This is a genomic window from Pseudoalteromonas sp. 2CM37A (genome assembly GCF_023161885.1).
GTDB lineage: Bacteria > Pseudomonadota > Gammaproteobacteria > Enterobacterales > Alteromonadaceae > Pseudoalteromonas > Pseudoalteromonas atlantica.
On sequence record NZ_JALNTJ010000003.1, the window covers coordinates 57,110 to 70,076 of the forward strand.

The following is a 12,967-nucleotide window of genomic DNA, read 5'->3' on the forward strand; positions in this document are numbered from 1 at the left end:
ATAAGTTACCCTCAGTATACCCTCCTTATATGCAATAACAACGACTTAATAGCAGTAAATTTATTCAAAAAATGCCGAAATTAGAAATGGCAACAATAGTGTCTTAAAAGCGTCACTCAATTGTTATTTTCTGCCACTAAGCTTTAACTATGGTTATATATTGTGCAGCTAAGGGTAAATAATGAACGACAATAACGTGCTTAAAAAAATGGCTCAAATGGATGAACAACTATTTTTAACTCTGTTTAATTATAATTCACCCAAATGGCTGAAAACGGCTGCACTTGGTTTATCTAAAAGTGGTAATGGTGGTTTATATTTACTTATGTGTGGCGCTGTTTGGTGGCTAAGTACCAATGAGCAGCATCAGTTATTGCCAATATCGGTGTTACTGGGGTTTGCAATTGAAAGGCCTATTTATTTTTTAGCAAAACGTAGCTTCGGCCGAATCCGCCCCTGTGATTGCTTAGTCAGTAATGCGTATATTGTGCCTAGTGACAAATTTAGTTTGCCTTCGGGACACAGTGCAGCAGCATTTTTAGTTGCGGTAATATTGAGTCACTTTTTTGCAGAGTATGCATGGCTTTGGTTTAGTTGGGCATCGGGGGTGGCGGTTTCTCGCGTAGTATTAGGCGTACATTTTCCGGCAGATATAATAATAGGCGCCGTTATTGGCAGTTCATGTGGTTTATTTGCGCTAGCTTTGGTGGTGCCTGTATGAAGATATTATACGGCATACAAGGCACAGGTAATGGCCACATTACGCGCGCCCGTGTTATGGCAAGTTGTTTTAAAGAGTTAGGTATAGATGTAGATTACGTTTTTTCAGGACGCCCTGAAAAAGACTACTTTGATATGCAGGACTTTGCTGATTACAAAACGTTTCGGGGTTTATCGTTTAGCACTAAAAACGGCCAAGTAAAAAGCTATCAAACATTAAAAAATGCCCGAGTGTGTAAGTTAGTTAACGATATAAAATCATTTAATGTAAAAAAGTACGATTTTGTCTTAAATGACTTTGAGCCTATTTCAGCTTGGGCAGCAAAGCGCGCAGGCGTGCCTGTAGTCGGTATTAGTCACCAGGCGGCTTTTTTATCTAATAGCGTGCCTATGTTTGGCCGTGGTTTATTTAGAAAATCTCTCATTAAGCACTACGCGCCAGCAAGCACCTATTTAGGCGTACATTGGCAGCCCTTTGCAGATAATATTATACCGCCCTTTATTGCAAACCATAACCATGGCAATCCTGTCGCCGTTATGAATAAAGTGCTGGTGTATTTACCCTTTGAGAACCTCGACAACATTATTGATTATTTAAAGGACTTTCCAGAAAAAGAGTTTTACTGTTACCATCCGCACGCGCAGGATAAATCCCTTGGGCATATTCATTTGCGCACTCCTTCACGAGCGGGGTTTTTAAACGACTTAGCAAATACCAGTGGCGTAATTGGTAATGCAGGCTTTGAGCTGGCAAGTGAGGCCTTAAAGCTTGGGAAAAAGTTATTACTTAAACCTCTTGATGGTCAGTTTGAACAAGATGCAAATGCACAAACATTGCGGGCGATGAAAATGGCCCATGTTATGAATTATTTAAACCCGCAAGCGCTGGATGATTGGAATAGTGCCCCGCAAAACAAACAAATTAATTTTCCCAGTGATCCTGCCCCTTTGGTTAAATGGCTACTTAATAAACAGTGGCATGACACTCACTCATTGCATAAAGATTTATGGGGGAATGTTAATCTAAAAGCATGAGTTATATGTATAAAAAGTTAATAAAAAACTTAATGTAAAGCGCCAGAACGTACTACACTATTAGTGCATATTAAATATAGGTGTTTTCAATGAATTTTTTACAAAACTTAACCATTAAAAGGCGTTTGCAACTTAATGCAGTGGTAGTCGGTCTGGCAATGGTCATTTTGTTGTGTGTGATAATTTATGAGTCACGCGTAACACTCAATCTGAATAAAACAATTCAGCTTGCAGAAGAGCTCAACGTACATGCACTAGAGCTTAGAAAGCATGAAAAAAACTTTCTTTTTTACAAGCAGCAGGAAGCACTTACATCATTTGATAAGGATTTTAAACAGCTAAGCACTAAAATCAAAAAGCTGCAGGAGGTAATGCAACAGCAGGGCATTACCACAGCGCAAATTGAGCATTTTCATACGCTTATTACTAACTACAATAACAATTTTTCAGAGGTTGTTAGGTTACAGCAACAGATAGGTTTAAACCCTAAAGATGGGTTATATGGCAAGCTCAGAAATGCAGTGCACGAAGTTGAGGTGCTATTAAAAGAGCAAGATAACTTTGAGCTTTTATCGGCAATGCTACAGCTGCGACGCGCTGAGAAAGATTTTATGCTGCGCTTTGATGCAAAATACTTAACTCGCTTTAACGAACTTATTAGTACGTTTAAACAAAAAATTACCCAAGCTGATTTACAAAGTAGTTATAAGTCGCAAATAAGCCCTTTAATAGATACGTATCAAAGTGCTTTTCAAAATCTTGTAAAGGCACAAACGCAGTTAGGGCTAGATTTAGACTCTGGTGCACTAGGCGTTATGCGTATTAACGTAGAAAAAAGCGATCAGGTTGTTGGTCAAATTGTTGAGTCAACCAAGCTGGAAGTTGAGAAAAGCGTTGACCAAGCGCAGTTTATTGCCATCGTTGTATTTGTTATTTCGGGCATTATAGTGTTGGCGTTGGTGTACTTTACTAGCCACTCAATTATTGTGCCTATTGAGCGGGTGTATCACACCATAAACGACATACGCCGTAATAACGATTTAAGCGTAATGATAGAGCAAACAGGTAATGACGAAGTTACCATTATGACCTCGGACTTTAATAGTTTAATAGGCGATTTTAAAAACCTCATAAACGAAGTGAATACCGCGCTTAATACGTTAAATGTGGCAACAGAGCACTTATCTGAAAGTACCTCTGCAACAAGTTCAGGCATGCAAGAGCAGTTACACGAAGCGGATATGGTTGCCACTGCGGCTACGCAAATGCAGGCAACGATTCAAGATATTTCTCATAATACCGAAGCTGCCGCTAAAAAAGCAGAGTCAACCAATTTAAGCGCGCAGCAAGGGCGAAATGAAGTAGACTCTACGGTTAAGCAGATACGCGATTTATCTTCGTCGTTAGGTAACGCATCAAGTGTGGTATCGCAACTTGAAAAAGACGGTGAAACCATAGGCTCAGTGCTCGATGTAATCAGAGGCATTGCAGAGCAAACCAATTTACTTGCATTGAATGCCGCGATAGAAGCCGCTCGTGCTGGTGAGCAAGGGCGAGGCTTTGCTGTTGTAGCGGATGAAGTACGCTCGCTTGCGCAACGTACACAAGAGTCTACCAGTGAAATTGAAGGCATTATTAATACGCTTCAGCAGCGCACGCAAGAGGTAGTAAGTATTATGCATCAATGTCGCTCGCAAGGTGATGAAAGTGCTTCACAAGCTATTAAAGCGGGTGATTTACTCGGCGCTATTACCGAAGATGTGCAAACCATAATGGAAATGAGCACTCAAATTGCCGTTGCTATTGATGAGCAAAGTCAGGTGGCATCAGAGGTGAACAAAAATGTAGTACGCATTAGAGACATTGCCCAAGATGCCTCTGAGCATGCAGTTAATAATGCGCAAACCAGTGAAGAAGTCTCTGAACAAGCGCGCGTATTATTTGCGGCTATTGATAAGTTTAAAGTGTAATACAGTGTAGCGTTTAAAAAGCCAATAAGGTTTAGGGAACAAACTTTATTGGTACGCTATCTTTGTTTTGTTCGTGCTCGGCAAGACGCGCTTGGTATTTATCCCACAAGGTTTCGTGCTGCGCTTGTAGTGTTTCAAAGTAGCTCCAGCTAAATAGCCCGCTGTTATGGCCATCATCAAAGTCTAATCTCAGTGCGTAATGCCCCACCGGTACAATCTTTTTTATACCAACATGTTGTTTATTAAGTACCAACTTCATTGGCTCTGCACCATGCCCTTGCACTTCGGCCGAGGGAGAGTGAACGCGTAAAAACTCGCAGCTAAATACAGCCATACTGTCATCATCAAAGTAAACATCTAGGTTTTTACTCACGCTATGATAATGCACTTTTGTTACGTGTTTCATTTTATATATCCCATTAAAAAGCCCCCAATATGGAGGCTTTTAGTATAGTATTTTTGCCTACCTTATAAAATAAAGCGGCTTAAATCTTCATCTTCAACTAATGCGCCTAAATGTTTTTCTACATAAGCGGCGTCAATAGTAAGGGTAGAGCCAGCTTGTTCAGATGCATCGTATGAAATTTCTTCCATTAGCTTTTCCATTACCGTATGTAAGCGACGAGCACCAATGTTTTCGGTTTTCTCGTTAACCTGCCAAGCGGCTTTAGCAATGCGCTCTATTGCATCATCGTTAAACTCAACATTTACTTGCTCAGTTTTAAGCAATTCACGTTGCTGCTCAGTAAGTGAAGCATGTGGCTCGGTAAGAATTCGTTTAAAGTCATTAGCACTTAGTGCTTCAAGCTCTACACGAATAGGTAAACGACCTTGTAGCTCAGGGATCATGTCTGATGGTTTAGCCATTTGGAACGCACCTGATGCAATAAATAGCATGTGGTCTGTTTTCACCATACCGTGCTTAGTATTAACGGTTGAGCCTTCAATTAATGGAAGTAGGTCGCGTTGTACACCTTCACGGCTAACATCTGGGCCTGACGAATCGCCACGCTTACAAATTTTGTCTATTTCATCAATAAACACAATGCCGTTTTGCTCTACTGCAAAAATAGCCTGCTCTTTTAGCTCTTCAGGGTTAACTAATTTAGCGGCTTCTTCTTCGGTTAATAACTTAAAGGCTTCTTTAATTTTTAACTTACGCTTAGTACGTTTGTCGCCACCCATGTTTTGGAACATGCTTTGCAGCTGGTTGGTCATATCTTCCATACCAGGAGGCGCCATAATCTCTACATTTGGCTGTGCTTGCGCTAGATCTATTTCTATTTCTTTATCATCAAGCTGACCTTCGCGTAATTTTTTACGGAATGTTTGACGAGTAGATGAGTTGTCATCGCGCTGTGTTTCACCGTATTGATCTTTAGCCGGTGGTAAAAGTGCATCTAAAATACGCTCTTCTGCTGCTTCTTCTGCACGGTGTTTAAACTTTTTAGTTTGTTGCTCGCGGGTCATTTTAATTGATACATCAACTAAATCGCGAATGATAGTCTCTACTTCTTTACCAACATAACCCACTTCAGTAAATTTAGTCGCCTCTACTTTAATAAAAGGCGCATTAGCGAGTTTAGCTAAACGGCGGGCAATTTCAGTTTTACCGACACCGGTTGGGCCAATCATTAAAATGTTTTTAGGGGTTACTTCGCTGCGTAAGTCATCGTTTAGTTGCATACGGCGCCAGCGATTACGCAGGGCAATAGCCACGGCTTTTTTAGCATTAGCTTGACCAATAATATGCTGATCTAACTCGTGTACAATTTCTCTTGGGGTCATAGCAGACATAATGGGTCCTATTATAATTCTTCGATTGTTTGGAAGTTGTTGGTAAATACACAGATGTTGCCAGCAATGGTCAGGCTTTTTTCTACGATATCGCGAGCGCTTAAATCGGTGTTTTCTAATAGGGCAGTGGCTGCTGATTGAGCAAAGTTACCACCGCTACCAATGGCAATTAAATCGTTTTCTGGCTGCACTACATCACCATTGCCGGTGATAATTAGTGAAGCAGTTTCATCTGCAACCGCAAGGAGTGCCTCAAGCTTGCGTAAAGCTCTGTCGCTACGCCAGTCTTTGGCCATTTCTACAGCGGCTTTAGTGAGGTTACCTTGGTGCATTTCTAGTTTGCTTTCAAAGCGTTCGAAAAGGGTAAAGGCATCAGCAGTACCGCCGGCAAAACCAGCAATTACTTTGCCATTATAAAGGCGTCGAACTTTACGGGCATTGCCCTTCATTACGGTATTACCAAGTGAAACTTGGCCGTCGCCACCAATTACTACTTTATTGTCGCGGCGTACACTTACGATAGTGGTCATGTTATTCCTCATCATCAAGCTGCGGGGGCAGCTTGTAAAAAACGATTATGATGAGGTTATATGGGTGAATGGACTAATTTCAAGTCCAGCCCCAAATTCCGCAGCTAACAACATGCACTCGCTTGAGTTTGTTTTTGTCGCTTTCGGCTTGGCGCTTTGTTTTATAAGGGCCTAAACGCACTTTATACCAAACACCATTAGTACCTGTGGTCTTTTTAATTTCAGAAATTAAGCCCGCAAAGGCAATTTTAGCTTTGAGGGTTTCGGCTTGTGCGTGTGTTCTAAACGACCCACACTGCATAACATAGGGGCCTTTTTGCTCAATTTCTCTTACTTCAACTTGGATCTCGTGCTCTTTAATTTCTTCAATGAACTTAGGAGCGCGAGGTTTAGCTATTTCTACTTTTTCAGCTGTTTTAGGGTGCGCCTGCTGCTCAACAAGCTCAGGGTCGGCGTTATTTTTAATAAACCATAAGCCGTAAGCAAAGCCGCCTACAAGCAAAACAGTAATAACAACTAAAAGTATAGGAAATGGTTTTTTAGCAGGGGCTTGCTTGGTGTTTTTTCTACCCGCTGGTTTTTTATTAATATAATCGTGCTGTGCCATTTGGCTTTAACCTAAATCATGTCTATAGGGTCAACATCAAGGCTCCAGCGCACTTTTTGTGCAAGTTTGCTGGTGCTTAAATAATCGACCATTTGCGCAAGATACTGATGCAATACTTTGCGGTCTTGCGCTTGAATATGCAATTGAAACCGGTACATACCCGCCACTCTTTCTAGTGGAGCAGGAATTGGACCGAGCAATTGTATACCAGATACACCGTTAACAGGAACCAAATCCGTCAAAAAATCGACAACGAGCTTAATACTGTGCCCTTGTGCTCTAACTATAGCCATATTGGTAATGGGTGGAAGGTCGGCATCATCACGCTCACTTAAAGCAAAACGGGCAAAATCTTGGTAGCCATTATTTACTAAGTCTTGCAATAAAGGGTGTTCAGGAAAGTGGGTTTGCAGTAATACTTGGCCTGGCTCACCAGAGCGACCCGCGCGCCCAGCAACTTGAGTTACCAGCTGGGCTAAATGCTCTGTGGCTCTAAAATCGCACGAGTACAAGCCGCTATCTACATCTAATATAAGCACTAAGCTAACATCGGCAAAATGATGACCTTTAGCCAACATTTGTGTGCCCACTAAAATACGCGCCCCGCCTTGGTTTATCTCCTCTAAGGCTTTTTCTAAGCTCCCTTTACGGCGGGTTGAATCGCGGTCGATGCGGGTTACGGGTGTATCGGGGAATTCACTCGATAAAAATTCTTCAATTTGTTCGGTGCCTTTACCGTTAGGAAAAATTTGTGTGCTACCGCAATCAGGGCATTGGTGAGGTACTGGGTGTTGCTCACCACAGTGGTGGCAAATCATTTGGCCAATGGCTTTATGAAAGGTTGCGCTAGTGCTGCAGCGATTACACTCACTCAGCCAACCGCATTCGTGACAAATTAGCGTAGGAGAAAAGCCACGACGATTTAAAAACACCATAACTTGCTTACCACGGTTTAAATGTTGGCGCATAGTGGCAAGACTTGCGTGTGCAATACCCGCTTGGTCGGGCTGGCCTTTCATATCGAGCAACATAAACTGATTATCGGTTGCAGTTTGTGCGCGCTCTGTAAGGCTTAAAAGTTGGTATTTGTTGTTTATAGCTTTGTGCAGTGTTTCGAGCGCAGGGGTGGCACTGCCTAAAATAAGCGGTATTTTGTGCTGAAATGCCCGATAAGCTGCTAAATCGCGTGCGTGGTAGCGTAAGGTATCCTGCTGTTTAAATGAAGAGTCATGCTCTTCATCAACCACTATCATTCCTAACTTTAAAAAAGGTAGAAAAATACTCGAACGGGTACCTATTACAATTGCGCAGCTGCCTTTTTCGCAAAAACGCCATGTTTGCAAGCGTTCGTTATCGGTTAGGGCAGAGTGCCATAGCATAATTGGCGTATCGGGAAAGCGACGACGAAATCGGTTAACAGTTTGTGGTGTTAAGCCTATTTCAGGCACCAAAACCAAGGCTTGCTCGCCACGTTTAAGGACTTCTTCTAGGCATTGTAAATATACTTCGGTTTTACCACTGCCTGTTACACCTTCTAATAAAAAGCTCTTAAAGCCAACACTTTGATTTATTGTAGTGCATGCTACGGCTTGCTCTTTATTAAGTACTGGCTTGGTGCCGACCGTGGGTGCAACGCTTTGCCATTGATTATCATGCTCAATGCTTTGGGTTATAAGCTCTTTATCTATTAGGGCATCTATTGTTTTTTTACTAAAGCCGAGCGCTTTTAGCTCGGTTACCGACGACTTACCCGATTGTGCGAGTTGCTTTAATAAATTTAACTGAGTTTTCGCTTTTAACGACGGAACCTTTGCGCCTTTTTCGGTAAGGCTAACCATGTTAATGCTAGTTTTATCTGGGTTCTCACCTTGGCGAAGCGCACCTGGCAGTGCAATGTGTATGGTTTCGCCGAGCGGATAGCAATAATAGCGTGCAGTAAAGCTAAGCAGTTCTAAATGCTGTGATGATAAAATAGGGGTTTGGTCAATAACCTCAGTAACCGCTTTAATTTTGTTATCTGGCACGTCGGTATGCGTTTTAAGAGCAAGAACAACCGCTACTTTCTTTTGATTGCCAAAAGGCACTAAAACACGCATCCCTGGCATAATAGGCGCCGAGGGCGAGATGAGTTGTTCATCTATTTTATAATCAAAGGTGCGTGGTAACGGAACTTTAATAGCAACTTCAACAAAACGCATAACAACTCATGTGATAAAGGGTAATAGCTTAATGTACTAAAAATAAGGCTAAAAACCTACATAGAAATGGATGCGGTAGCGCTGGTTGGTTACTTTTTTGGCAAAAAGTGTAATTAAAGCTTGTGTGGGGCAAGCTAGTTGGATAAAATCCGCGGCCTATAAATTTGTTTTAACGACGTATGGTGCCAGACTTCGGGTTTGGAGAGCGATGCGGCCTTAACTAGAGGTTCCTATGAAAGAAGGTATTCACCCTAAGTACGAAGCAATTTCTGCAACATGTTCATGCGGAAACAAATTCGAAACTCGTTCTACTCTTTGTAAAGACATTCACCTAGACGTATGTTCTGCGTGTCACCCGTTTTACACTGGTAAGCAAAAGATTTTAGACACTGGCGGCCGTGTTGATCGCTTCAACAAGCGCTTCGGTGCACTTAGCAGCAAGAAGTAATTATTGCTGTTTAGTAAAAAAAGCACCTTCGGGTGCTTTTTTTGTGCCTAAAAATCATCATTTTTACTAAAAAATCACCGATTGTTGCCGTACTACGTGTGCATAACTATTTCCTGTTCTTATTCTGAATATGCATAAACCTTTGCAGACAAACTCTCAATTCTTCTCTATATTTTTTATACGTTAATTTTTAACCAAGCTGCTAAAAGTGCTTATCGTGGCGATATTTGTTTTTAACGGTGATAAACGCGCCATATTGGTGCATTTTACTATTTTACTATTCTGCTATTTTACAAAAATATTGGCAGGGTAAAATGAACCTCAAAAAGCACTTTTTGAATGAATTTTTATTTGTTTAATATTGATAACTTTTAGCGAAGTTGCTGATAAATCACTTAAAATTAACGGATATAGCATATAACAGGATAGACCTGATATTGCTTGGAATTTAAAAATAATAAGAGTATCTTAGCCCCATACTCCCTCTCACTTAACTTAAATTGCAGGATACCATCGCGTTATGTCAGATTTTCGTGAACAAGCATTACACTACCACTCTCACCCCGTTCCAGGCAAAATCAGCATTGAGCTAACAAAACCAGCCGAAACGGTGCAAGACTTAGCATTAGCATACAGCCCTGGTGTTGCAGAGCCTGTGCGCGAAATTGCAGCAGACCCAGCCAATGCATATAAATATACCGGTAAAGGTAATATGGTTGCGGTGATCAGTAATGGTACGGCAATTTTAGGTTTGGGTAATTTAGGGCCATTAGCCTCTAAACCTGTTATGGAAGGTAAGGCGCTTTTATTTAAACGTTTTGCTGGCTTAGATTCTATTGATATTGAAGTTAAGCATCGCACCACCGAAGACTTTATAAATACAGTGGCTAATATTGCCGATACGTTTGGTGGTATTAACTTAGAAGATATTAAAGCGCCAGAGTGTTTTGAAATTGAAAAAGCACTTATTGAGCGTTGCAGTATTCCGGTTTTTCATGATGACCAACACGGTACCGCTATTGTAACTGCGGCAGGTATGCTTAACGCCTTAGAAGTGCAGGGCAAATCAATAGAAGATGCCATTATTGTATGTTTAGGTGCAGGCGCTGCAGCGGTTGCTTGTATGGAGCTGTTAATTAAGTGTGGTGCACTACGCGAACATATTTATATGCTAGACCGCAAAGGGGTTATTCATACTCGCCGCGATGACTTAAACGAATACAAACAGCTTTTTGCTAACAATACAGATAAGCGTACTCTACAAGATGTAATTGCTGATGCTGATGTGTTTGTAGGTGTATCGGGTCCTAACTTACTTGCACCTGAAGATCTAAAACTAATGGCTGATAAGCCAGTGGTGTTTGCATGTTCAAACCCAGATCCTGAAATTGCACCTGAGCTTGCGCACAGTGCACGTAAAGACTTAATTATGGCAACGGGGCGTTCTGATTTCCCTAACCAAGTTAATAATGTTTTATGTTTCCCGTTTATTTTCCGTGGTGCACTTGATGTGCGTGCAAGCGCAATTAACGATGAAATGAAAATAGCCGCTGTTGAAGCTATTCGTAGTATTGCTAAAGAGCCAGTGCCTGAGCAAGTATTAAAAGCAGCGGGTGTAGAAAAGCTCGAATTTGGTGCAGACTACATTATTCCTAAACCGATGGACCCGCGTTTATTACCACGTATAGCCAAGGCGGTTGCTATTGCTGCTGTTGAATCGGGCGTGGCACAAATTGACTTACCGGAAAATTATATGGCGTAATATATAGCGCTTAAACAAAAAAACCTCAGCATGCTGAGGTTTTTTTGTTTAAAAAGACGTTTTATTCTTCGTCTAAAATAGGCACTTCTAAACCCATTTCTTGCATTATTTTTTTAACTTCTTCAGGTACTTTTTCTGCGTTATCTTTACGTAGGTCATCATCATTAGGTAATGGCTGGCCTGTAAAGGCATGCAAAAACGCTTCGCATAGTAACTCGCTATTTGTTGCATGACGCAGGTTGTTTATTTGACGACGTGTACGCTCATCAGTTAATACTTTTAATACATTTAGCGGGATCGAAACGGTGATCTTTTTAACTTGCTCTGATTTTTTCCCGTGTTCTGCGTATGGGTGAATATACTCACCATTCCATTTAGCCATAAGATGTATCGTTGCCTCAGATTATTAATTTCTCACACGGCGTAAAAAGCGTGTAAATATGCGTGAAATTCTATCGTTTTAAAAAAGATAGTCAAATAATAGATAGCAATCTATCTTAATAAGCTGGCTGTAATAGTAAATACAGCTTTCTTGAAGTTTTACGCGTCTGTTATTTTTAGCCATCTAGAGCTTTAAAAGCTTTGACTTATTATAATGGATAACTTACTCTTTTAGACGTCTAAACTTCCAAATTAATCAGGTGACGAATATGAGCGAAAAAAACAAAGCAACCATTGCTGTTCGAAATGGGGTTGATGCCGATAAACATCATGGCGCCGTTGTACCGCCAATTTATTTATCGACGACTTATTCGTTTGCCGATTTTGATACTAAGCGCGCATACGACTATGGACGCAGTGGTAATCCTAATCGCGATATTTTAGCTGACACTCTAGCAGAGCTTGAAGGTGGCGCACGCGGAATTATTACTGCTACGGGCATGGCAGCAGTGCACTTAGCCACACAGTTATTAAATAACAATGATACATTGGTTATTCCTCACGATTGTTATGGCGGTAGCTACCGTTTATTTACGTCGTTAGAAAAGCGCGGCTTGCTTAAACTTAAAGTGCTTGATTTAACTAAACCAGAAAGCCTAGAACAAATTTTAACCATTAAACCTAAATTAATTTGGATAGAAACACCAAGTAACCCTGTGCTGCGCCTAACGGATATTAAAGCCGTGACGGATATAGCAAAACAGTGCGGTGCATTAGTGGCCGCCGATAACACCTTTTTATCACCGGCATTACAAAACCCAATTAAGTTTGGCGTAGATATTGTTGTGCACTCAACCACTAAATATATAAACGGCCATTCTGATGTTGTAGGCGGTGCAGTTGTTGCTGCTACACAAGAGCTTGGTGATGAGCTTGCTTGGTGGGCCAATAACATTGGTATTACCGGCGCACCATTTGATAGCTATTTAACGTTACGTGGTTTACGTACTTTAAATGTGCGTTTAAAACAGCACCAAGAAAATGCCCTGGCAATTGCTAAATACCTAGAAAGCTCTGAGTATGTTAGCCAAGTTTACTACCCAGGCCTTGAATCGCATCCTCAACATGCACTTGCTAAAGCCCAACAGCTTGGGTTTGGCGGTATGGTTAGTTTTGATATTAAAGGCGATGTGGATGATGCTGCGGCGTTTTTAACAAGCCTTAAAGAATTTAGCTTAGCAGAATCGTTAGGTGGGGTTGAGAGTTTAATTTGTCATCCTGCGACCATGACTCACGCAGGTATGGAAGCTCAAGCACGTTTAGAGGCGGGTGTGGGCGATACGCTAATTCGTATTTCGGTCGGTATTGAAGATGTAGAAGACCTACTGGCTGATTTTGAACGTGTATTTAACCTAGTTAAACCTGGGCAAAATAAAAATGTAGGGCGTGTTGGTAAAGCTGCGGGCAATGCCAATGGTGATGTAAAGCAGCAGGCTGCTCATCCAGCTTTGTGGTGATT

Annotated in this window: 12 protein-coding genes; 6 read left to right on the forward strand and 6 right to left on the reverse strand. The window is 41.4% G+C overall.

Annotated elements, in window-relative coordinates; all coding sequences use genetic code 11:
• Positions 1 to 181: 181 nt before the first annotated feature.
• The 3 genes from MTF68_RS07665 (at position 182) to MTF68_RS07675 (ending at position 3,725) form a co-directional block, all read left to right on the forward strand.
• Positions 182 to 721 carry a phosphatase PAP2 family protein gene (locus tag MTF68_RS07665; RefSeq protein ID WP_029771744.1) on the forward strand — a complete coding sequence of 180 codons (540 nt, stop codon included), beginning with the start codon at positions 182 to 184 and terminating at the stop codon, positions 719 to 721.
• Positions 718 to 1,755 carry an MJ1255/VC2487 family glycosyltransferase gene (locus MTF68_RS07670; protein WP_096738977.1) on the forward strand — a complete coding sequence of 346 codons (1,038 nt, stop codon included), beginning with the start codon at positions 718 to 720 and terminating at the stop codon, positions 1,753 to 1,755. The genes MTF68_RS07665 and MTF68_RS07670 overlap by 4 nt, the downstream gene beginning before the upstream one ends.
• A gap of 89 nt (positions 1,756 to 1,844) precedes the next feature.
• Positions 1,845 to 3,725, forward strand: a complete 1,881-nt coding sequence (locus tag MTF68_RS07675; protein WP_138611077.1) for a methyl-accepting chemotaxis protein — start codon at positions 1,845 to 1,847, stop codon at positions 3,723 to 3,725.
• 31 nt (positions 3,726 to 3,756) lie between these two features.
• Here the strand turns inward: MTF68_RS07675 and MTF68_RS07680 are convergent, their stop codons facing one another.
• From MTF68_RS07680 to priA, 5 genes are all read right to left on the reverse strand, one after another.
• Complete coding sequence (locus MTF68_RS07680; RefSeq protein WP_004589334.1) at positions 3,757 to 4,131, reverse strand: gamma-butyrobetaine hydroxylase-like domain-containing protein; 375 nt, start codon at positions 4,129 to 4,131, stop codon at positions 3,757 to 3,759.
• Between the two features lie 62 nt (positions 4,132 to 4,193).
• Positions 4,194 to 5,522: an HslU--HslV peptidase ATPase subunit gene (gene hslU, locus MTF68_RS07685; RefSeq protein WP_004589335.1), complete on the reverse strand. Its 1,329-nt coding sequence runs from the start codon at positions 5,520 to 5,522 to the stop codon at positions 4,194 to 4,196.
• A gap of 11 nt (positions 5,523 to 5,533) precedes the next feature.
• Entirely contained in the window at positions 5,534 to 6,052 is a 519-nt protein-coding gene (gene hslV / locus MTF68_RS07690) for an ATP-dependent protease subunit HslV (RefSeq protein ID WP_004589336.1), read from the reverse strand.
• A gap of 79 nt (positions 6,053 to 6,131) precedes the next feature.
• The gene (locus MTF68_RS07695) at positions 6,132 to 6,659 is read right to left on the reverse strand and encodes an SPOR domain-containing protein (RefSeq protein WP_004589337.1); all 528 of its coding nucleotides are present in this window, start codon (positions 6,657 to 6,659) and stop codon (positions 6,132 to 6,134) included.
• A gap of 11 nt (positions 6,660 to 6,670) precedes the next feature.
• Complete coding sequence (gene priA / locus MTF68_RS07700) at positions 6,671 to 8,857, reverse strand: primosomal protein N' (RefSeq protein ID WP_024032537.1); 2,187 nt, start codon at positions 8,855 to 8,857, stop codon at positions 6,671 to 6,673.
• A 232-nt stretch (positions 8,858 to 9,089) separates the two neighbouring features.
• Here priA and rpmE point away from each other — a divergent pair, with 232 nt between their 5' ends.
• Both rpmE and MTF68_RS07710 read left to right on the forward strand, forming a co-directional pair.
• Entirely contained in the window at positions 9,090 to 9,305 is a 216-nt protein-coding gene (gene rpmE / locus MTF68_RS07705) for a 50S ribosomal protein L31 (RefSeq protein WP_004589339.1), read from the forward strand.
• A 520-nt stretch (positions 9,306 to 9,825) separates the two neighbouring features.
• A complete protein-coding gene (locus MTF68_RS07710; protein WP_029771819.1) occupies positions 9,826 to 11,067 on the forward strand; it encodes a malic enzyme-like NAD(P)-binding protein in 1,242 nt (413 codons plus the stop codon).
• A gap of 61 nt (positions 11,068 to 11,128) precedes the next feature.
• On the opposite strand, the gene metJ is transcribed toward MTF68_RS07710, so the two are convergent.
• Positions 11,129 to 11,449 (reverse strand): met regulon transcriptional regulator MetJ, encoded by a 321-nt coding sequence (metJ, locus tag MTF68_RS07715; RefSeq protein WP_004589341.1) that lies wholly within the window; start codon positions 11,447 to 11,449, stop codon positions 11,129 to 11,131.
• Positions 11,450 to 11,717: 268 nt separating this feature from the next.
• On the opposite strand from metJ, the gene metB reads away from it, so the two are divergent.
• On the forward strand, positions 11,718 to 12,965 hold the full coding sequence (gene metB, locus MTF68_RS07720) for a cystathionine gamma-synthase (RefSeq protein ID WP_248462153.1): 1,248 nt from the start codon (positions 11,718 to 11,720) through the stop codon (positions 12,963 to 12,965).
• Positions 12,966 to 12,967: the final 2 nt, after the last annotated feature.